Genomic DNA, 21,485 nt, shown 5'->3' with positions numbered 1-21,485 from the left:
GGAACGGGGGTGCGGGAAAAGGGATTTCGTGGTGTGGCCCGGCGCATGGCTCGGCCGGTTTGTAAAGTAAAATTCCTTAACTAATCCCAGTCAAGGGTGAGCCCGGATCCGGTCCACATCTTTGCCCTTCCATGGCCGTTACAGTGGCGCGAGCACCTCGACACCACTGACGGAGAACCGATGACCGCAGGTGGGATCCCACCGGAAAACGACCCGCCCGCCGTGGCGCACTGGAACCGGGGCGTGCTGCGCAGCATCAACGAGCGCGTGCTCCTCGACCGGGTACGCGCCGCGGCACCCATCTCGCGGGCCCAACTCGCCCGTGACACCGGCCTGTCCAAGCCCACCGTGTCCACCGCGCTGGAGGCGCTGGAACGCGCCGGGCTGGTCCGTGCGGTGGGTCTGGAGACCGGGGCGCGCGGTCGGGCTGCGCTGCTGTACGAACCGGATCCGACCGCGGGCTACGTCGTGGGGATCGACGTCGGACGGTCCTGGATCCGGGTCGCCGTCGCCGACCTGGACGGCCGACTGCTGGCCCGCCAGGACCGGCACAACCGGGCCCGCACCTCGGCGACGATGCTGGCCACCGCCACCGACCTGGCGCAGACCGTGGTGGCCGACGCGGGCCTGGCACCGACCGCCGTGGTGCACACGGTGATCGGCTGCCCGGGCGTGTACGACCGCGCGGCGGACCGGATCCGCTACGCGGTCAACCTGCCCGGGTGGGGTCGCCCCGGGTTGCGCGGGCGGATGGAGAGCGCGCTGGGCACCACCGTGGACATCGTCAACGACGCCAACCTCGCGGCACTGGGCGAATACCACAGCGGGGCGGGCGTGGGTTGTCCGCTGTTCGTCTACGTCACCGTCGGGACCGGCCTGGGCATGGGCATCGTCGCCGACGGGCGGCTGTTCCCCGGGGCCTCGGGCGCCGCCGGTGAGATCGGCTTCCTGCCGCTGTCGCCGCGGCCCTCGGACCGGGTCGGGCACGGGGCGAGCGCGCCGGTACCACGCCGCGGCATGCTGGAGGACGCGGTCTCGGCCGACGCCGTGGTGCGCGGCGCCCGGGCGCTGGGCATGACCGGTCCGCTCACCGCCAAGGGCGTCTTCGACGCGGCGCGGCGCGGGGTGGAGCCGGCCGCCGGCGCGGTGCGACACGAGGCACAGCGGCTGGCGCACGTGGTGGCCGCGGTCACCGCGGTGCTCGATCCCGAACTCGTGGTGCTGGGCGGCGGGATCGGCGCGAACGCCGACCTGCTGATGGGCCCGATGACCGCCGCGCTGCACGAGTTGACCCCGCTGCGGCCCCGGGTGGCGGCGAGCAGTCTGGGCGAGGAGGCGGTCCTGTCGGGGGCGGTCGCCACGGCGGTGTCCACGGCCCGGGAGCGGGTCTTCGCCCACCACACGATGGCGCAGGGGTGAGTCGGGCTCAGCCGCGGGTGGACGCGGGCTGATCGATCCGCTCACGAGATCGACCCGGGCGACCTTGGCGACCCGAGCAACCTGAGCGACCTGAGCGACCCGACCAGCTCGGGCGACCCGAGCGGCCCGAACGCCCGAACGATCCGAGCGCGCCGGCGACCCGGGCACGCCGCCCGCCGAATCCCGGACGATGTGCCGGCCCCCGGCGCGGCCGGGCGCCCACCGGGGTCCTCGCCGGCGTCGAATTCGGGTGCGCAAGGCGCGGACGAGGGTGTTTTCCGGCCGGCGCACCCGACCCGGGCAATGAACACCCGGTTGGTCTCCGTGGCCGGTCGGGCGCGTTCCGCTTGATTCAAGGTCTGGACCAATATTCGGTTTGGTATAGACCATTGACACTGTGTCGATGGCACTCCTAGCGTGGCCGACGCACGCCACGGGGGCGGACATTCGATCGGGCGACGGCAGGTTGCCCGACGCGCCGCCGTGCCGGGAATCGACCTGCGGCACCGGGTCGGATCCCGGGAACGGGATGACGGCGGGGCCGTTCGGTCGCTGCGTCGCGTCCCTCGGGCGATGCCGGCGAGGGGGTCGACATGGACGACGAACGAACGCTTTCCCACACCCGGTCCGGGGCACGATTCGACCCGGCCGACGGCGCCGGGCGAACCGGGTCGGCAGCAGCCGGCGGCTCCGGATCCGACCACGGCCACGACCCGGGGGGACGTTCCGGGGTGTTGTCCTTCGGTCAGGAACGGCTGTGGTTTCTCGACCGGTTCGAGCCCGGCGACGCCGCGTACAACATCCCCTGGCTGCTGCGCCTGCGCGGCCCGCTCCGAGCGGATGCGCTGCGCGCCGCGTTCGATGGCGTCGTCGCCCGCCACGACGCGCTGCGTACCCGCTTTCCCGACGACGAGGGTCGACCGACCGCGGTGGTGCAACCCCCCGGCCCGGTCCCGATCGAGACCCTCGACCTGAGCGGGCAGGGCGCGGAGGCGCTCGCGCGGGTACTCGGCGAACGGGTCAACGCGGGTTTCGACCTCGCGGTCGCCCCGCCGCTGCGAGTGAGCCTGATCCGGCTCGCCGCCGACGAGCATGTGCTGTGCGTGGTGCTGCACCACATCCTGGCCGACGGCTGGTCGCTGAACCTGCTCCGCCGCGAGCTCGAACTGCGCTACTGCGCACACCGGGACGGCGTCGATCCGGTGTTCGCACCACTGCCCGCCTACACCGCCCACGCCGCCCGCCAACGCGAAAGCGACCCGGACACCGACCGGGCGATCGACTACTGGCGTCGGCAACTCGCCGACCTGCCCGCGCTCGAACTCCCGCTGGACCGCCCGCGCACCGCCGACACCGGCTCCGCCGCCGCCTTCCACACCCGCCGCCTCGCCGGCATCGGCCCGCTGCTTGACACCGTCGCCCGGGCCCGGCGCTGCACGCCGTTCATGATCCTGCTCGCCGGCTATCAGGCCGTGCTGCACCGGCACGGCGGACAGCGCGACTTCGCGGTCGGCGCACCGATCGCCGGACGCGGCGAGGTCGAACACGAGGAGATGATCGGCTACTTCTCCAACACCCTGGTGTTGCGCGCCGACCTGCGCGGCACGCCGACCTTCGCCGAACTCCTGCGGCGCACCCGCAAGACCGCGCTCGGCGCCTACGGACACGACCGCATCCCGTTCGAACAACTGCTCGCCGAGCTGCGGGTGAACCGTGATCCGGCCGCTCCCGCACCGCTGTTCCAGACCCTGCTGACCGTGCACACCCAGGACCGGGACACCGGCCCCGAACACCGGTTCGCCGACCTGGTCGCGGTCGAGGAGGACGGCGGGCATCGGGCCGCCAAGTTCGACCTCTCGCTCGACATCCGGCGCGCCGGCGACGACCTGATCGCCGTGTTCGGCTACCGCACCGCGCTGTTCGACGAGTCCACCGTGGCCGGCCTCGCCGCGCGCCTGGAGATCCTGTTGCACGGCGCCCTGGCCGACCCGGAGACGCCGGTACACCTGCTGCCGCTGCTGACCGCCGCCGATCGCGCCCGGCTGCACACGCGCGCCTTCGCCCCGGGCACACCCGCCGATCCGGCCGAGAGCGTGCCCGCCGCGATCGCCCGGGTGCCCGGTGACCGGATCGCGCTGCGTGCCCCCGGCGCCACCCTCACCTACCGCGAACTCGGCCTGCGCACGGACGCGGCGGCCCGCCTGCTGCGGGCCGCCGGCATCGGCCCCGGCGATCTCGTGGGCGTGTTGTGCCCGCGTGGCCCCGACGCGATCGTGGCGATGCTCGCCACCTGGCGCGCGGGCGCGGCGTATCTGCCGCTGGACCCCGAATACCCGGCCACCCGGCTGGCGTTCATGCTCGCCGACAGCGGCACCCGGGTCGTGCTCACCGACGGCACAACCCCGCACGAGCTGCCCGAGAACGTGCGCGTCGTGCGCGTGCCCGCCGCGGACACCGCCGACCCTCCCCCGCCCCTCGACCCGGTCCACCTCGGGCCGCAGCACCCCGCGTACCTGATCTACACCTCCGGCTCCACCGGTACGCCCAAGGGCGTACTGGTCCCGCACGGCGCGCTCGCCGCCCGGGTGCGCTGGATGCGCTCCGGCTACGGAATCCACGACCGGGACCGGGTGTTGCAGAGCGCCTCGCTGAGCTTCGACACCCATGCCGAGGAGCTGTACCCGTGCCTGGCGGCCGGCGCCACGCTGGTCCTGCCCGCCCCCGACGCCACGTTGCCCGACGTGCTCGCCGAGGGCGGCGCGGCCGACGTGACGGTGCTCGACCTGCCCACGCCCTACTGGCACGAACTGGTCGAGACCGGCGCCGACACCATCGCCTGGCCGCCCGCACTGCGTCTGCTCGTGCTGGGCGCCGACCAGGTCCGCCCCGGCGCCGTGGCCGCCTGGCGCGCCCGCTTCGGCGATCGGGTGCGCGTGGTCAACTCCTACGGCCCCACCGAGACCACGATCATCGCGACCACCTCGGATCTGGGCCCGGCCGACGCCCTCGCCCGTCCACCGATCGGCACCCCGATCGACGACACCCACACCGTCGTCGCCGACGCGCACGGCAACCCGGTGCCGCCGGGGGTGGCCGGCGAACTGCTGATCGGCGGCGCGGGCCTGGCCCACGGCTACCTCGGTCGTCCCGGCGCCACCGCCGCCGCCTTCCGTCCCGACCCGGACGGGCCGCCCGGCGCCCGCCGATACCACACCGGCGACCGGGTCCGCCTGCGCCCCGACGGGCAGTTGGAGTTCCTCGGCCGACTGGACGCCCAGGTCAAGGTGCGCGGCCATCGGGTCGAGCCGGGCGAGGTGGAGGCCACGCTGCTGGCCCGCCCGGGCGTGCGCCAGGCCGCGGTGATCGCCCGCGACGAGGCGCTCGTGGGCTACGTGGTCACCGACGCCGACCTCACCGTCCCGCAGTTGCGCACCGAACTCGCCGGCCGCCTGCCCGCCCACCTGGTCCCCGACGCGCTGGTCCGGCTGGACCGGTTGCCGCTGACCCCCAACGGCAAGCTCGACCACCGCGCCCTGCCCGCCCCGGACCGGCGCGCCGAACAGACCCACGCCTACCTCGCACCGCGCACCGCCGCCGAAGAACTGATCGCCGAGATCTGGATCGACGTGCTCGGTCTGGACAAGGCCGGCGCCCTCGACGACTTCTTCGAACTCGGCGGCCACTCGCTGCTCGCCACCCGCGTGGTCGCCCGCATCGCCGCCACCGCCGACCTGAGCGTGCCGCTGCGCACGCTGTTCACCCACCGCACCCTCGCCGGCTTCGCCGCGGCCGTCGAAGACCTCCTGGTCGCCGACCTGGAGGCCCTGGACGAGGACACCGCCGAGCAGGAGCTCTCCCGGGAGAGGAACCGTCCGCAACCATGAGCACGGAATCGCCGGCACGCGCTGCAACCCTCTCCGCGACCAAGCGTGAACTCCTGGAACGACGACTGCGCAGACGCGCCGACGCCGGTCCGGTCATCCCCCGCCGCCCCGAAGGCACCGTCCCGCCGCTGTCCTACGCCCAGGAACGCCTGTGGTTCATGGAGCAGTTCGCACCCGGAACGGCCGCCTACACCATCCCGATCGCGCGCCGCCTGCGCGGTGCGCTCGACGTCGAGGCGCTGACCCGGGCGCTGACCGACCTGGCCGCCCGGCACGAGACGCTGCGCTCGCGCTACCTGGTGGACGAGGACGGTCGGCCGCACCTGGAGATCGCCGACCCGGCGCCGGTCCCGCTCGCCCGCGCCGAGGCCGCGGATCCGGCGCAGGCGCTGCGGCTGGTCTCGGCCGCGATCGCGGTACCGTTCGATCTCGCCGAGGGCCCGCTGTTCCGCGCCCTGCTGATCGAGTCGGCCGCGGACGACCACGTGCTGCTGCTGACCGTGCACCACAGTGTCAGCGACGGCTGGTCCAGCGAGATCATGATCCGCGAGGTGCTCACCCGCTACGCCGAGCACACCTCGGGCAGTCCCGCTCCGGTGAGCGAACCGGCGGTGTCCTACGGCGACTTCGCCATCTGGCAGCGCGAGCGGCTGACCGGCGAGACGCTTGCCCGCGAGACCGCGTACTGGCGCACCGAACTGGCCGGCGTCGAGCCGCTCGAACTGCCCACGCGCGGTCCCCGACCGGCCCGGCAGACCTTCGAGGGCGCCGGATACGCGTTCGAGGTCGACCGCGAACTCCTGGACCGGCTGGCCTCGCTGGCCCGCGAACGCGGCGCGACTTTGTACATGGTGCTGCTCGCCGCCTTCCAACTGGTGCTCGCCCGGCACAGCGGCCAACGCGCGTTCGCGGTCGGTTCCCCGGTCGCCGGTCGGCCGCATCCCGAGGTCGAGGACCTGGTCGGGATGTTCGTCAACGTGCTCGCGCTGCGCGCGCGCACCGACGGCGACCCGACCTTCGCCGAACTGCTCGACCGCACCCGGGAGACCTGCCTGGAGGCGTACGCGCACCAAGAGTTGCCGTTCGCGCAGTTGGTCACCGAGCTGAACGTGCCGCGCGACGTGACCCGTTCACCGGTGTTCCAGGCGGTGCTGGCGGTGCAGAACTACGCCACCGCGAACGCCGACGGCGACCGTGCGCGGCTGTCCGCGGAGGTGTTCGGGATCCAGGCCGGCGGCACCCGCTTCGACCTGGAACTGTTCCTGATGGAGTGGCCGGAGGGTCTGCGCGGCGCGTTCAACTACAACACCGACCTGTTCGACGAGCCCACCATCGCGCGCCTGGGCCGCCACCTGGGCCGGTTGCTCGCGGTGTTGGCCGACCGCCCGGACGTCCCGGTCTCCACGCTCGACGGTCTGGACCCGGACGAGCGCGAGCGCATGCTGACCCACTGGAACGACACCGCCGCGCCGGTGCCGACCGGGGCGACCCTGGCCAGCCTGATCGCCGAGCAGATCACCCGCACCCCCGACGCGATCGCGGTCACCCTCGACGAACGCACCCTGACCTACCGCGAACTGGACGCCGCCGCCGACCGGGTGGCACACCGCCTGCGGGCCGAGGGCGTACGGGCCGGCGACCTGGTCGCGGTCGGCGCCGAGCGCTCGCCCGAACTGGTCGCCGCGCTGCTCGGGGTGCTCCGGGCGGGCGCCGGCTATACCCCGTTGGATCCGCAATACCCGGCCGAGCGGCTCGCGTTCATGCTCACCGATTCGGGCGCGCGGGTCTTGCTGACCGCACGCGACCTGCCGGTTCCGGCCGACTGCGCCGCCCGGGTCCTGTACCTGGACGACCTCGCGGGTTGGCCCGACCCGGCTCCCGGCGCGCTGTCCGACGCCGCGCCCGGGCCCGACGACGTCGCGTACCTGATCTACACCTCCGGCTCCACCGGTCGGCCCAAGGGAGTGCCGAACACCCATCGCGGCATCGTCAACCGGGTCACCTGGATGCAGGACGCCTACCGGCTGACCGGCACCGACGCGGTGTTGCAGAAGACCCCGGCGAGCTTCGACGTGTCGGTGTGGGAGTTCTTCTGGCCGCTGACCACCGGCGCCCGGCTGGTCCTGGCCCGCCCCGGCGGGCACAAGGACGCCGGCTACCTGCGCGATGTGATCGCCGAACAGGGCGTCACGCTGGCGCACTTCGTGCCGGCGATGTTGACCGTGTTCCTGGCCGAGGAGGACGTCGAGCACTGCACGACACTGCGCCGGGTGGTGTGCAGCGGTGAGGAGCTCACGCCGGACGCCGCCCGGGCGTTCCGCGATCGGCTGCCGCACTGCGCGTTGGCGAACCTGTACGGGCCCACCGAGGCCGCCGTGGACGTCACCGCGTGGGAATGCGAGGGCCCGCTCGCGGCGGTGCCCATCGGTGCGCCGATCCACAACACCCTGGTCTACGTGCTCGACGATGCGATGCGGCCCGCGCCGCTGGGCACGCCCGGCGAGTTGTACCTGGGCGGTGTCCAGGTCGCGTTGGGCTACCACCGTCGCCCCGGACTGACCGGCGAGCGGTTCGTACCGGACCCGTTCGGCCCGCCCGGGGCCCGGCTCTACCGCACCGGCGACCTGGCCCGGTGGCGCCCGGACGGCACCCTCGCCTTCCTCGGCCGGCTCGACGGGCAGGTCAAGCTGCGCGGCCTGCGCATCGAACTCGGCGAGATCGAGGCCGTGTTGCGGGCACAGCACGGGATCGACGAGGCCGCGGTGCTGGTCCGCGAGGACACCCCCGGCGACAAGCGCATCACCGCGTATGTGGTCCCGGTCGAGGATCCGGCGAGGTCCGCAGCCGCCGAAGCCGGCGGGTCGGAGGGCGGCGGGTCGGAAATCGGCGGCGGCGAGGACGGGTTCGATGCCGACGGTGTGCGGGCGGCGCTCAAGCGCACGCTGCCCGACTACATGGTGCCCGCCGCGTTCGTCGCGCTGCCCGCCCTGCCGCTGACCCCCAGCGGCAAACTCGACCGCAAGGCGCTGCCCGCGCCCGCCGCACGCCGCTCCAGGGGCGCCGCCGACGCACCGCCCAGCACGCCGGCCGAGCTGCTGTTCGCCGCGATCTGGTGCGATGTGCTCGCGCTGCCCGAGGTCGGCATCGACGACGACTTCTTCGACCTGGGCGGTCATTCGTTGCTGGCCACCCAGGTGGTCGCGCGGGCCCGCCGGCAACTCCCGGAGATCGGCGGGCGCGCCGTCAGCGTGATGGACGTGTTCACGCACAAGACGATCCGCGAGATCGCCGCGCTGTCCGCCCTGTCCGAGGCCGAACGCGGCCCGGCCCGGCTGTTGTACCGGCTCACCAAGCCGGTCCCGGCCGCACGCCGCACCCTGTCCCTGGTCTGCGTGCCCTACGGCGGCGGCAGCGCGGTGGTCTACCAGCCGCTGGCCGACGCGCTGCCGGACACACACGACCTGTGGTCGGTGGCGATCCCCGGCCACGACGTGGGCGTCACCCAGGAGCGGCTGCCCTTCGACGAACTCGCCCGACGGATCGTGGCCGAGATCCGCGAGCGGGTCGAGGGGCCGATCGCGCTGTACGGGCACTGCGGCGTCGGCAGCGCGCTGATCGTCGCGGTGGCCCGGCAACTGGAGGAGGCAGGACGCGAGTTGGCCGCCGTGTACATCGGTGCCCAGTTCCCCTTCGCCCGCCCGCAGAGCCGGGTGCTGAGCACGCTGAGCAAGGTGGCCGCCCTCGAACCGCTGCTCGGCGACCGGGTCTACGCCAACTGGCTCACCTCGATGGGCGCCGACATGGCGGACCTGGACGGCGAGCAGATGAAGTTCATCATCGGCAACATGCGCCGCGACTCGGTGGCCGCCGAGGAGTACTTCACCGAGGCGCTGTCCGACCGAAGGCCCCGGCTGCGCGCGCCGATCGTGTCGGTGATGGGCGACCGCGACCCGGCCGCGGACTTCTACCAGGAACGCTTTCGCGAATGGCGCGCCATCGCCGACCGGGTCGGCCTGGTGATGCTCGACGAGGCCGGCCACTTCTTCCTCAAGCATCGCGCCGCCGACCTGGCCGAGGTGATCACCCGGGTACACCCCGCCCTGGTCGCCGAGAACACCGACGCGCTGCCCACCCGCGAGGCGGACGGACCGTGGTGGTTCCACGGGTCGGCCGGCCCACCGCGGGATCCAAAAGCGCCCGAGCGCACCGGAGCACGCGAACCCCAGCCCGGGATGGGCCGGTTCCTGCTGGTCGCGTTCAGCCAGCTCGTGTCGATCACCGGCTCGGCGCTGACCGAGTTCGCCCTGCCGATCTGGATCTACCTGGAGACCGGCTCGATGGGCCGGTTCGCCCTGTACGCGGTGATCGGGATGCTCCCGGGCATCCTGATCGGCCCGTTGGCGGGGGCCATCGTGGACCGGCTGGATCGGCGCAGGGTGATGCTTGCCGGTGACATCGCCGCCGGCGGCACCCAGGGGGTGCTGTTGTTGCTGCTGGCCTCGGGCAACCTGCATCCGTGGCACATCTACGTGTTGCTCGGTTCGTTGTCGATGGCACTCACGTTCCAGCGCCTGGCCTACGCCTCGGCGGTGCCGCAGCTGGTGCCCAAGCAATACCTCGGACACGCCAACGGCATCGTGCAAATGGCCGGTGGGGTCGCCCAGTTCGTGGTCCCGCTGGTCGCGGTGGGGCTGATGGCCGGGATCGGCCTGCGCGGCATCCTGATCCTGGACGTGGTCAGCTACGCGATTGCGATCACCATCATCGCGTGCGTGAGATTCCCGCGCACCCTGCCCTGGCGCCGGCGCGAGTCGCTGACCTCGGAGATCAAACACGGCTTCACCTACTCCTGGCGCCACCGGGGCTTTCGGGCGATGTTGTTGTGGTTCGCGGTGCTGAACCTGTTCCTGTCACCGCTTTTCCTGCTCACCACGCCGCTGGTGTTGTCCTTCGACTCGCTCGGCGGGGCCGCAAAGGTGTCGATGGCGGCCGGCGCCGGGGTGATCGTCGGCGGCATCGCGATGGGCTTCTGGGGCGGCCCGCGCCGGCAACGACTGCGCGGCATGTTGTGGTTGGCGGCCGCCCTGGCCGGCGCGTCCGCGTTCACCGGGCTGCATGCGAGCCTGTGGGTGGTCGGCATCGGCGCCTTCGGGATGTCCTGCGCCCTGTCCCTGGTCAACGGCGTCTACACGACCATCGTCCAGGTCAAGGTGCCGCAGCGGTTCCACGGCCGGGTGTTCGCGCTCAATACCCTCGTCGCGTGGTCCACGCTGCCGATCGGGCACGGGATCATCGCGCCGCTGGGCGCGAAGCTGTTCGAGCCGTTGATGTCCGACGACGGGCCGCTCGCAGGCTCCGTCGGCACCGTGATCGGCCACGGCGAGGGTCGCGGAATCGGCCTGCTGTACCTGGTGTTCGGCGCCGCGATGGTCGCGCTCGTGGTGATCGGCCTGCGGCTGCCGGTGCTGGCCCGCTTCGACCGGGACGTGCCGGACGCACCACCGGACGACGAGGTCGGCATCCAGGAACGCGAACGCCGGCTCCGGGCCCGGGCGGCCGATTCGGCGCCCGCCCTCGCGGAGGTGTCGAGATGAGCACCGGCACCCGCCCACGCCCGGTCCCGGCCGCCCGCCGGGCGCCGGAGAGCCTGTCCGCGCTGCTCACCCACCGCGCCGAGCTGGAGCCGGAGCAACCCGCGATCCTCAGCGGCCGGGAGAAGTTGACCTTCGGCTCGTGGCACGAACGCGCCGACGCCGTCGCCGCCGGGCTGAGCACGCGCGGCATCGGGCACGGCGACCGGGTCGCGCTGCTGTACGGCAACGGCGACTGGATCGACTACGCGACCGCCTACCTGGGCGCGCAGCGGGCCGGCGCGGTCGCGGTGCCGATGTCGGATCGTCTCGCGCCCGCCGAGGTGCGGCACCTGCTGCGGCACAGCGGAGCCGCGGCCGTGCTGCACCGCGCCGAGCTGACCCCGCCGGACGCCGGCACCGGCGCCTGGACCGCACCGGTCGAGGACATCGAGACCTACCCCGGAAGCGAACTCCCGCCGCCCGCACCCGGCGACCTCGCCCAGATCCTGTACACCTCCGGCACCACCGGCACGCCCAAGGGCGTGGCCGCAACGCACGCCAACCTCGCGCACGGCTGCACGCTGGACGCCCGCCGGCGCCCGCTGGGCCACTCGGCGCACTTCCTGCACGCGTTCCCGGTCGGCACCAACGCCGGGCAGACCATGCTGGTCAATGCCCTGGACGCGAAGGCGACCGCGATCGCCGCGCCGCGCTTCACTCCCGGCCACTTCGCCCGGCTGATCGAACGGCACGCGGTGGGCAGCGTGTTCGTGGTCCCGGCGATGGCGATCGAACTGCTCGGCGCGGAACAGGTGCGCCGCTGCGACCTCTCCGACGTGCGGCTGCTGGGCTCCACCGCCGCCGCCCTGCCGCAGAGTGTCGCGCTGGGCCTGTCCCGGCTGTTCCCGCAGGCCCAGATCGTCAACTACTACACCTCGACCGAGGCCGCGCCCGCGCAGACCACGATGCTCTTCGATCCCGAACACCCCGACTCGCCCGGGCGGCCCGCGTCGCTGCGCGACCTGCGGGTCACCGACGACGCGGGCCGGGTGTTGCCGGTGGGCGAGACCGGCGAGGTGTGGCTGCGCTCACCGACCACACCCAGGTCCTACTACGGCGAGGACCGCGATTCCGGGGTGTTCTCCGGGCGTTGGGTGCGGATGGGTGATCTCGGCTACCTGGACGCGGACGGCTTCCTGTACCTGGTCGACCGCGAGCGCGACGTGATCAAGTCCGGGGCCCACAAGGTCTCCACGCTGCAGGTCGAGGACGCCCTGCACGAGCACCCGGCGGTCGTCGACGCGGCCGCCTTCGGCGTGCCGCATCCCGTCCTCGGAATGACCGTCGCGGCGGCGGTGGTACCACTGGGCAATCTGACCGCGACCGAGCTGCGGGTGTTCCTGATGGAGCGCCTCGCCGCACACGAACTGCCCGGACACGTGCTGTTCCGGGAATCCCTGCCGCGCAACGAGGGCGGCAAGATCCTCAAGCGTGAGCTGCGCCGGCTCCTGGACGACGAGGTCCGACCATGACTGTCACCAACGATCAGATCCCCCCGACGACCGAGGGCGACGGCACACCCGCCGCCGCTGCGCTCGCCGCCGAGCCGCCCTTCGCGCCGCTGTCCGCCGCCCAGTTGGGCGTATGGGTGACCGAGCGCACGCTGCCCGCCGAGTCCGCCTACCACCTCTCGGTGCTGCTGCGCTTCGACGGCCCGCTGGACGTGACCGCGCTGGCGGCGGCCTGCGCGGCCACCATCGCCCGCCACCCCGTGCTCGCGACGGCCGTCGGCGAAGCCGACGGCGTCCCCGGGCTGGTGCCGGTCGCGCCCGCGCCGATGCGGCGCGTGCCGGCCGACGACGCCGCGATCGAGGCGCTGATCCGGGCCGAACTCGCCCGCCCGTTCGACCTGCTCGCCGGGCCTCTGGCGCGCTTCACCCTGTTCACCCTGGGCCCGGACCGCCACACGCTGCTGGTGACAGCGCATCACTTGGTCTTCGACGGGACCTCCAAGGAGATCGTCGTGGCCGGCCTGGCCCGGGCCTATCGGGCCGCCCGGGACGGCACGAACCCGGCGGGCACGGCGCCGGACGCGCGCGGGCCGGCGGAGGCGGTCGAGGCCGGTACCGCCCCGGACCGGCCGGTCACGGACGGCACCGGCGTGTGGGCCAGGCACCGCGAGGAGCCGGGACGGGCCGTACTGCCCGGCCTGCTGCCCGGTACGCGCGCCGGCAGCGAACCCGCGCCGGGCACCTCGATACCGTTCACCCTCGGCCCCGAGGCGGTCGCCGCACTGGAAGAGACCGCGCTGCGCCTGGGCGTCACCCACTTCGAACTGCTGCTGGCGGGCTGGCATGCGCTGCTGTTTCGCTACGGCAACGCGCGGGTGCGCACCGCACTGGAGTTGTCCACCCGCACGCCGGCCGACATCCGCCTGGTGGGCCTGTTCGTCAACGAGCTCCCGGTCTCCTCCAGGCCCCGCGCGGAACAGGAGTTCGGCGCCTTCGCCCGCGAACTGCGCGCGGAACTGCGGGCCGTCTACGCGTTCCGCGACGTGCCCTACAGCCACACCGTGCGCGGCCTGGGCCCCAGAACCGCGTTGACCGACCTGACCGTGAGCTACCGGCGACGCACCCGAGCGGTCGAACCGGTGTTCCCTGGTGTCGAGGTGCGGGTCGAGTGGATCGTCCTGCCGCCGACCGCACGCAACACCGCGCACCTGCAACTGGTCGAGGGCCGGGACCGGATCGACGGCGCGCTGAACGTGCCCACCGACGCGTTCGCCCCCGCCGTGGCCGCGCGCATCCCGGGCCACTTCGTCACGCTGCTCACCACCGCACTGGCCGACCCCGACCTGCCCATCGGCGACCTGCCGCTGCTGCCCGAGGCCGAACTGGTCCGGGTGCTGCACGCGGACAACGCCACCGACACGCCGTACCCGGCCCGGGACACCGTCGTCGACCTGTTCGCCGCCCGCGCCTGGGCCGCCCCCGACGCAGTCGCCGTGGTGTGTGCCGGTCGGTTCCTGACCTACCGCCAGGTGGCCTCCGCGGCCTACCTGTTCGCCCGGCGGCTGCGCGCGGCCGGCATCGGCGCGGGCGACCTGGTCGCGATCGAACTGGGACGCACCGGTGAGCAGGTGGCCGCCGTACTCGGCGTGTTCGCCGCCGGCGCCGCCTACCTGCCGCTGGACCCCGGCTATCCGGCCGAGCGGCTCGCCTTCATCCGCGCCGACGCCCGGATCGCGGCACTGGTCACCGACCGCGGCGAACGCCCCGCCGACACCGCCGCCGAGGTCCAGGTGCTGACCGGGCCCGATCTGTACGGCCCCGACCTGTTCGGGCCCGAACCCGCCCCGGTGGAACCGCCGGCCCGGCCCGAACCGGGCGATCCGGCCTACGTCATCTACACCTCCGGCTCCACCGGCCGGCCCAAGGGCGTCGAGGTCCCGCACCACGCCCTGGCCAACCTGCTGGCGAGCATGCGCGACCGGCTCGGCGCCGGCCCGGCCGACCACTGGCTCGGACTGACCTCGCTGTCCTTCGACATCTCCACCGTCGAACTTCTGCTGCCGCTGGTCACCGGTGCGCGCGTGGTGCTCGTGCCCGACGACCGGCACCGGGACGGCCCCGCGCAACTGGCCATCCTGGAGCGGTATGCGATCACCCACGTACAGGCCACGCCGAGCGGCTGGCGGGTGCTGCTCGCGGCCGGCCTGCACCGCCCCGGACTGACCGCGATCAGCGGCGGCGAGGCGCTGCCCGGCCCACTGGCCGGCGAACTGCGCCGCGCGGTGGGCCGTTTGATCAACGTGTACGGCCCCACCGAGACCACGGTGTGGTCCACCTACGCCGAACTGCACACCGACGAGCCACCCGGGATCGGCCGCCCGCTGGCCAACACCCGCGCGTACGTGCTCGATGCCCGGCTGCACCCGGTGCCCGAGGGCCTTCCGGGCGAGCTATTCCTGGGCGGCGACGGCGTGGCGCACGGCTACCTGGGCCGTCCGGGGCTGACCGCCGAGCGGTTCGTGGCCGACCCCTTCGGGCCGCCCGGTGCTCGGCTCTACCGCACGGGCGACCTGGTCCGGCACGCGCCCGGCGGCGGCCTGGACTACGTCGGCCGCACCGACGCGCAGGTCAAACTGCGCGGGCACCGCATCGAGATGGGCGAGATCGAGAGCCTGCTCGCCGCGCACCCGGGCATCGCCCAGGCGGCGGTCCGGCTGCTCGACCGGGACACCGAACACGCCCGCCTGGTCGGCTACGTGGTCCCCGAACCCGGGCAACCACCGGTGAAGTCGGACCGGTTGCGGACCCATCTCGCCCGTACCCTGCCGCCCGCGATGGTGCCCACCACCTTCCTCGTCCTGGACGCGTTTCCGCTCACCCCCAACGGCAAGCTGGACCGCGCCCGGTTGCCCGAACCGGTCCCGGTCCGCCCCGAACCGGTCGATCCCACCGATCCCGCCGGATCGCCGGGTGCGCCGGCCGACGAGGTCACCGAGATCGTCCGGGCGATCTGGGCCGAGGTGCTGCAGTTGGACGATCTCGGCGTGGACGAGGACCTGTTCGACCTCGGCGGCCACTCGCTGACCATCACCCGGATCGCCGCCCGCATCCGCAAGCGGCTCGGCGTCGAGGTCCCGCTCGACGTCTTCTTCGACACCCCGACCGTCACCGGCGTCACGGACGCCATTCGCGAACTCCAGGAGCAGCGATGAGCACCGACACCGAAACCAACGAGGAGCAGTACCGCGTGGTCGTCAACGACGAGGAGCAGCACTCGTTGTGGCCGCTGCGCACCGACCCGCCCGCCGGGTGGGTACCCACCGGCTTCGTCGGCACCCGCGAGGAGTGCTCGGCGCACATCGACCGGGTCTGGCCGGACATCCGTCCGCTGAGCCTGCGCCGGCGCCTGGCCGGGGACGCGGCATGAGTGCGGAGCGGTTGCGCGAGCGGGTGGCCACGCTGATCGCCGAGGTCAGCGACGGCGAGGTGAGCGCGCGCGAAGTGCTGGACAGCGAGGGCTCGTTGACCGCCGCCGGGGTGAGTTCGCTGACCTTCCTGCGGCTGATCGACGCGTTGGAGGGCGAGTTCGACGTGTTCTTCGACCTGGACGCCGATCTGGACTTCGTCGAGGACCTGGACACGCTGGTCGAACGATTGACCCGGCAGGGCGTGGCGGTGGGCGATGGTTGAGCGCGACGCGGCGAGAACCCCGGTCGCGGCCGGTGATCCGACCGCGGCCCCGCACGAGGTCCGGGCGCCGTTCGCGGTCGCCGCGGGCGGCCCGGTGGAGGCACCGCTGACCTGGGGTCAGCGGGCCATCTGGCAGGCCATTCGACGCACCGCACCCAGCGACCACTACTTCAACATGACCCGGGTGTTGCCGATCGCCGATCGCGGCGGGCCGGTGGACGTCGCGCAGGCGAGCGCCGCACTGGGCCGGCTGATGGAGCGGCACGACGCGTTGCGCACTCGCCTGGTGACCGGCGACGGCGAGCCCCGGCAGGTCCGGCACGCGGCGGGCAGCCTGCCGGTGCAGGTGTTCGAGGCCGCGCTGATCGAGGACGCGGACACGGTCGCGGCGGCGGTGGCGGAGCGGCTCGGCGCGACCCGCTTCGACTACTTCGGCGCGTGGCCGATCCGGGCCGGGCTGATCGTGCAGGGCGGCCGGGTCCGCTACGTGGCACTCGCCCTGTGCCATGTGGCCACCGACGGGCACGGCGTCGAGGTGCTGGTGCGCGACCTGCGGCTGCTGATCCGGCGCGGCTCGGCCGGCGGCCCGACCTCGGCCGGACCGCTGGATCTGGCCCATGAGCAGTCCTCGGCGACCGGGCTGCGCCGGGGTGAATCGGCGCTGGCGCATTGGGAGACGCACTACCGGCGGATCGCCCCGACAGTGTTCGCCGATGTGGTCGCCGAGCCCGCCGCGCCGCGTTTTCGCACCGTGCGCCTGGTGTCCGCGGCGCTGGCCCGGGCCACCGACGCGGTCGCGCTGCGGCACCGGATCAGTCCGTCCGCGGTACTGCTGGCCGGTGCGGCGGTGTTGGCCGCGCGTGCGGGTGGTCGGGACACGGCGGTGATGTTGCCGATCGTGGCCAATCGTTTCCGTGCGGACAGCCGCGACCTGGTGACCACGCTGTCCCAGGAGGGCCTGTTCGTGCTGGACCTGGACCCGGCCGCGTACTTCACCGACCTGCTGCCCGCCGCGTGGCAGGCGTCGTTGCGCGCCTACCGCAGCGCCGGCTACGACCCGGATCGGTGGAACGAGTTGATGCAGCGGATCGCGGCCGAGCGCGGCACGCCGATCCGGCCGTTCTGCTGCTTCAACGACATGCGCCTGGTGGACCGGCCGCCGACGGCCGGCCCGGCGCCGACCACCGCCGAACTGGACGCGGCGCGCAGCCACAGCCGGGTCGAACCGGCGGGCGGGCACGAGTTCATCGCGTGCCGGTACTGCATGCACGTGGTCTCCGAGGGCGATGCGCTGGTGGTCAGCGTCACCGGCGACACCGCGTATCTGCCGGTGCATGCGCTGGAGGCGCATCTGGTCGCGTTGGAGGACCTGTTGATCCGTGCGGCGAGCGGACGGGAGGTGCCGATCGGCGCGTTGACCGGCTTCGCGGAGCGGGTGGCGGAGCCGGTCGCATGAGCGTTCTGGCGTATGCCGGCGCAACGTCCGTGGTCGCGGGCGGACGGCTGCGCTTTCACCTCGCCTCGACCGACGGCGGCCCGGTGAACGGCGAGGTCACGGTGATCGACGCGACCACCGGACGCGTGCTCACCCGCGCCCGAGTCGACGGCGTGCTGTGGGAGTTGGCCGTGTCCGAGAACTGGCCCAGCTCGCTCTACCGGGCCGTGTTCGACGACGGCACCCCCCTCGCCGGGGTCGAACCGCTGGACCACGAGGCGTGGTTCGTGGTGCGTGCGGCCCGCCCGGGCACCACGGCCCGCATCCTGGTGTCCGTACCGTTCGCCACCTGGCAGGCGTACAACCGCTCCGGCGTGCCCGGACAGGGCCTGTACTACGCGGAACAACCGGACCGCGCCGCCCGGGTCTCCTTCGACCGGCCCGGCGGCGGCCCGCCGCCGGAGCGCTGGGAGGAGGGCCTGTTGCGCTGGTTGCGGGCCACCGGTCGGCGGGTCGAGTTCTGTTCCGGTCTGGATCTGCACGGCGGCGACGACCTGCTGGGGCACTACCGGCTGTTGGTGATCAACGGTCACGACGAGTACTGGTCGAAGGAACAGCGGGACACGGTGGAGGACTTCGTTCGCCGTGGCGGCAACCTGGCGATCTTCGCGGCCAACACGGCGTGGTGGCAGATGCGTCTGGAGGACGACGGGCGCACCATGGTGTGCCATCGGGACGCGGTCACCGACCCGATGGCGGCGATCGATCCCGAACGGGTCACCGTGGAGTGGTCCAGCGCTCCGGTGTACCGCCCGGAGAACAGCATGACCGGGCTCAGTTTCCGACGCGGTGCGGGCGCGTGGGGCGAGGGCATGAAGGTGATCCGGGAGGAGACCTACACCGCCCGGTTCACCGACCATTGGGTGTTCGCGGGCACCGGCCTCGCGGACGGCGACAAGTTCGCGCAGGGCGCGCTGGGCTACGAGACCGACGCGACCGAACTGGACTGGAGCGGCGGGGTGCCCCGTGCCACCGGGCGCGACGGTACGCCGGCGTCCTTCGTCGTGCTGGCCACCGCCGACCTGCGGCACTGGGCCCGCTACGGGCAGGGCGGGGACGCGGTGATGGGCACGTTCCGGCTGGGCGCGGGCACGGTGTTCAACGCGGGCACGATCAACTGGGGCAGTGCGCTGGCCGATCCGGTGGTGGACCGGGTCACCCGCAACGTGCTCGATCGGCTCGGCGCGGACCGGCAGCCGCAATGGGAGGTGATCGGGCCCTCCGGCGACATCCGCGCGCTGGCGGCCTGCGAGGACGTGCTGTTCGCGGTGGACACCGAGGGCGCGCTGGTCTGCCGCGAGGTGAGCGGGCAGAACCTGCCGTGGCGCACGATCGGCACCGCACGACCCGTGCTGGCACTGGCGGCGGCGCGCGAGGCGTCCGGGCCGCTGCCGTTGGTGCTGTACGCGGCCACGGCGGACGGCCGACTGTTGCGTCGGCCGCCGGTGACCGGGCCGGCGCCGTGGACCTGGGTGGCCCGGCTGCCGGCCGGCACGATCGCACTCGCCCTGTGCGACGGCGGCCTGTTCGCGGTGTGCGCCGACGACACGCTCCACCACGTGTACGCCGCCGACCTGCCCACCGACCCGGACGCGTCGGCGCCCTGGCGCGAACTGGGCTCCGCGGGCGGCGCGATCGTCCTCACCGCGATGAACGGCAGGTTGTACGCGGCCGATCGGCGCGGCCGATTGTCCACCCGCCTACCGATCACCGCCACCGCGCCCTTCACCCCGCTCCCCGGAGAGCCGGCCGCCCCCGACACATGCCGGGCACTCACCGGCCACGCAGGCAGCCTGATCGCCACGGCACCGGGCTCGCGGGTACGCCGCCGGGCGGCGGTGCCCACGGCGAGAGGGTAGGTGTCCGGCCCACCACGCCCGGCCGCCGCCGGCCCACGTCCCGTCCCGGCACGACCCGTCGGCATCCCCGGCCCACACCCACCCCGGGGCGCGCCGGCGTCCCCGACCCGGCCTCACCCGGCAGTCCCCCGGCGGGTCACCGCCGGGCCCTCGCCCTACCCGCCGAGGTCCACCCAGTGGTTGTCGTGCCGCAGGAAGAACTGCGCACGCTCCTTGTCCGTGAGATGTGCGAGCTCGGGCACACCCTCGAAGTACGCTTCGCGCGGCGCACCCGGGGCGAACTGGAGCAGCATCGAGGCCGGCTCGCCGGATTCGTTGCGGAACGCGTGCAGGCCGCCGACGGGCACGTACAGGAAGTCGCCGGCCTTGGCGTCGCGCCATGCGTTGCCGTCGAACAGCCGGATCGTGCCGGACAGCACGAAGAACGACTCGGAGATGGTCCGGTGGAAGTGCGTGCCCGGGCCGCTGGGCACGGCGTGCATGTCCACCCGGTACAGCCCGTACTCGCCGTCCGTGGAGTCGGTCGTGGCCAGGTAGTGGAAGCTCGCCCCGGCCGTGGTCAGTTCCGGCGGATGCCCGGCCGGGCGGAAGCGGGCACTGACTTCGCCGCCCTCGCCGTGGTAGCGGGCCTCGGGGTAGGTGGGATACGACATGTCGTGACTCCTCGTGAGCAGTGTCGGGCGGGGAGTGTGTGGCTCGCCGTCGGGGTGGGAACCTCCGAAGGATCCCTCCCGCACCGATGAGTTTCCGGCCGACCGGCGATCGAAGCGTGTGACGGCACGGAAACCACGAAGGCATTGCCACGAAGCTCGTCCTCACCACCTTCGGGGCCTGGCCGGCGCGCTGCTGCGGCTCGGCCCGATCGACGCGATGCAGCTGCTCACGTTCCGACCCACGATCTCCGCAACGGAGGGTGACCATCAGTCGCGGAACGTAAACGCCGCCGGACACGGCCTGGCCACCCCGCCGCCCGCGAGGCCCGGGCCGGATGGGCGGGCTGCCGCCCCGGCCGACGCGGCTCGGCCGACCGGCGGGCGGGAGGCCCGGGTCAGGGCGCCGTGTGCGGGGTGACCGTGCTCGCGAGAACGGGGGTGTTGCCGGGCGTGGGAGCGGCGGCTGCGTAGAGCACTTCGCGCAGGCCGGGGACGGACTCCCGGTCGGGGCGCCAGACCAGTCGCAGGGACAGATCGGGGGCGTCCAGGGCGAGTCGGATCAGCGTGCCGGAGGCGAGTTGGTCGGCGACCGCGAAGGTGGGCAACAGAGCGACACCCAGGCCCTGTTCGGCCCACGCCCGAATGACCGCCACGCCGCCGACCCGGACCTGTTCCACCTCCGCACCCAGGAGTCGATCGCCGGCCAGCCGGAACGTGCAGGCCGCCGCGTTGACCAGGAGCCGGTGGCCGCGCAGATCGTCGCCGGCGATCGGTGAACGGCCGCCGAGCGGGTGGCCCGGCGCGGCGACCAGGACCAGTCCGACCGGCTCCAGGTCGACGAACGCCAGTGCGGCGGGCGGTGGTTCGAAGCCCAGTTCGCCCAGCCAGGTACCGGTGTCCAGGATCAGGGCGGCATCGAGGCGGCCGGCGGCCACCGCGGCCAGCAGGTCGTCGCGCGTACCGTCCGAACGGACCTGGACCCGCAGGTCGGGCCGGCGCGCGCCGAGCCGGGCCAACACCGGGGGCACGTGCGTCGCGGCGATGCTCTCCAGCGCGCCCAGCCGCAGCAGCGGCGCGGCCTCGGCGACCTCGCGGCGGGCCTGTTCGGCCTGGTCGAGCAGGCGGTGCGCCCATTCCCGCATGCGCTCGCCGGCCGAGGTGAGCGTCATCCCCCTGGGGCCTCGGTCGAACAACGCGACGCCGACCGACTTCTCCAGAACCCGGATCTGTTCGGAGACCGACGAGGGCGCGATGCCGAGCACGTTGGCGGCGGCGGTGACGGTCCCGGTACGGGTGACCGTCTCGAACGTGCGGAGCTGGCGAAGTTCCATGGCCCGACAACCTCGGCAGCGCGTTCGGATATTCCGAACGCGGCATGCGGCACAGCCGGTCGAGCCGAAT

The 21,485-nt window shown here is 73.3% G+C and carries 11 protein-coding genes; 9 read left to right on the top strand and 2 right to left on the bottom strand.

What is annotated here, in order from left to right:
* Positions 1–180 precede the first annotated feature (180 nt).
* The 9 genes from ACZOOI_RS38900 (at position 181) to ACZOOI_RS38860 (ending at position 19,431) form a co-directional block, all read left to right on the top strand.
* Complete coding sequence (locus tag ACZOOI_RS38900; protein WP_465281531.1) at positions 181–1,419, top strand: ROK family protein; 1,239 nt, start codon at positions 181–183, stop codon at positions 1,417–1,419.
* Between the two features lie 593 nt (positions 1,420–2,012).
* Positions 2,013–5,303: an amino acid adenylation domain-containing protein gene (locus tag ACZOOI_RS38895; RefSeq protein WP_465281530.1), complete on the top strand. Its 3,291-nt coding sequence runs from the start codon at positions 2,013–2,015 to the stop codon at positions 5,301–5,303.
* Positions 5,300–10,897 carry an amino acid adenylation domain-containing protein gene (locus tag ACZOOI_RS38890; RefSeq protein WP_465281529.1) on the top strand — a complete coding sequence of 1,866 codons (5,598 nt, stop codon included), beginning with the start codon at positions 5,300–5,302 and terminating at the stop codon, positions 10,895–10,897. Before ACZOOI_RS38895 ends, ACZOOI_RS38890 begins: the two co-directional genes overlap by 4 nt.
* Positions 10,894–12,408: a class I adenylate-forming enzyme family protein gene (locus tag ACZOOI_RS38885; protein WP_465281528.1), complete on the top strand. Its 1,515-nt coding sequence runs from the start codon at positions 10,894–10,896 to the stop codon at positions 12,406–12,408. Before ACZOOI_RS38890 ends, ACZOOI_RS38885 begins: the two co-directional genes overlap by 4 nt.
* Positions 12,405–15,599, top strand: a complete 3,195-nt coding sequence (locus tag ACZOOI_RS38880) for a non-ribosomal peptide synthetase (protein WP_465281527.1) — start codon at positions 12,405–12,407, stop codon at positions 15,597–15,599. The genes ACZOOI_RS38885 and ACZOOI_RS38880 overlap by 4 nt, the downstream gene beginning before the upstream one ends.
* A complete protein-coding gene (locus ACZOOI_RS38875) occupies positions 15,596–15,814 on the top strand; it encodes an MbtH family protein (protein WP_465281526.1) in 219 nt (72 codons plus the stop codon). The genes ACZOOI_RS38880 and ACZOOI_RS38875 overlap by 4 nt, the downstream gene beginning before the upstream one ends.
* Positions 15,811–16,077 (top strand): acyl carrier protein, encoded by a 267-nt coding sequence (locus tag ACZOOI_RS38870; protein ID WP_465281525.1) that lies wholly within the window; start codon positions 15,811–15,813, stop codon positions 16,075–16,077. The genes ACZOOI_RS38875 and ACZOOI_RS38870 overlap by 4 nt, the downstream gene beginning before the upstream one ends.
* The gene (locus tag ACZOOI_RS38865; protein WP_465281524.1) at positions 16,070–17,533 is read left to right on the top strand and encodes a condensation domain-containing protein; all 1,464 of its coding nucleotides are present in this window, start codon (positions 16,070–16,072) and stop codon (positions 17,531–17,533) included. The genes ACZOOI_RS38870 and ACZOOI_RS38865 overlap by 8 nt, the downstream gene beginning before the upstream one ends.
* On the top strand, positions 17,530–19,431 hold the full coding sequence (locus ACZOOI_RS38860; protein ID WP_465281523.1) for a N,N-dimethylformamidase beta subunit family domain-containing protein: 1,902 nt from the start codon (positions 17,530–17,532) through the stop codon (positions 19,429–19,431). Before ACZOOI_RS38865 ends, ACZOOI_RS38860 begins: the two co-directional genes overlap by 4 nt.
* A 155-nt stretch (positions 19,432–19,586) precedes the next feature.
* Here ACZOOI_RS38860 and ACZOOI_RS38855 read toward each other — a convergent pair whose 3' ends face one another.
* Positions 19,587–20,084: a cupin domain-containing protein gene (locus tag ACZOOI_RS38855; protein ID WP_391585678.1), complete on the bottom strand. Its 498-nt coding sequence runs from the start codon at positions 20,082–20,084 to the stop codon at positions 19,587–19,589.
* Between the two features lie 395 nt (positions 20,085–20,479).
* Entirely contained in the window at positions 20,480–21,415 is a 936-nt protein-coding gene (locus ACZOOI_RS38850) for a LysR family transcriptional regulator (RefSeq protein WP_465281522.1), read from the bottom strand.
* Positions 21,416–21,485 lie beyond the last annotated feature (70 nt).

The organism is Embleya sp. L77, from assembly GCF_055557415.1.
Note: the sequence above shows the minus strand (reverse complement) of the source record. Positions and strands in the feature narration are given on the sequence as shown.

Coding starts and splice junctions, on each gene's coding strand:
- ACZOOI_RS38900 (WP_465281531.1), top strand. CDS start 181: ATGACCGCAGGTGGGATCCCACCGGAAAACGACCCGCCCGCCGTGGCG.
- ACZOOI_RS38895 (WP_465281530.1), top strand. CDS start 2,013: ATGGACGACGAACGAACGCTTTCCCACACCCGGTCCGGGGCACGATTC.
- ACZOOI_RS38890 (WP_465281529.1), top strand. CDS start 5,300: ATGAGCACGGAATCGCCGGCACGCGCTGCAACCCTCTCCGCGACCAAG.
- ACZOOI_RS38885 (WP_465281528.1), top strand. CDS start 10,894: ATGAGCACCGGCACCCGCCCACGCCCGGTCCCGGCCGCCCGCCGGGCG.
- ACZOOI_RS38880 (WP_465281527.1), top strand. CDS start 12,405: ATGACTGTCACCAACGATCAGATCCCCCCGACGACCGAGGGCGACGGC.
- ACZOOI_RS38875 (WP_465281526.1), top strand. CDS start 15,596: ATGAGCACCGACACCGAAACCAACGAGGAGCAGTACCGCGTGGTCGTC.
- ACZOOI_RS38870 (WP_465281525.1), top strand. CDS start 15,811: ATGAGTGCGGAGCGGTTGCGCGAGCGGGTGGCCACGCTGATCGCCGAG.
- ACZOOI_RS38865 (WP_465281524.1), top strand. CDS start 16,070: ATGGTTGAGCGCGACGCGGCGAGAACCCCGGTCGCGGCCGGTGATCCG.
- ACZOOI_RS38860 (WP_465281523.1), top strand. CDS start 17,530: ATGAGCGTTCTGGCGTATGCCGGCGCAACGTCCGTGGTCGCGGGCGGA.
- ACZOOI_RS38855 (WP_391585678.1), bottom strand. CDS start 20,084: ATGTCGTATCCCACCTACCCCGAGGCCCGCTACCACGGCGAGGGCGGC.
- ACZOOI_RS38850 (WP_465281522.1), bottom strand. CDS start 21,415: ATGGAACTTCGCCAGCTCCGCACGTTCGAGACGGTCACCCGTACCGGG.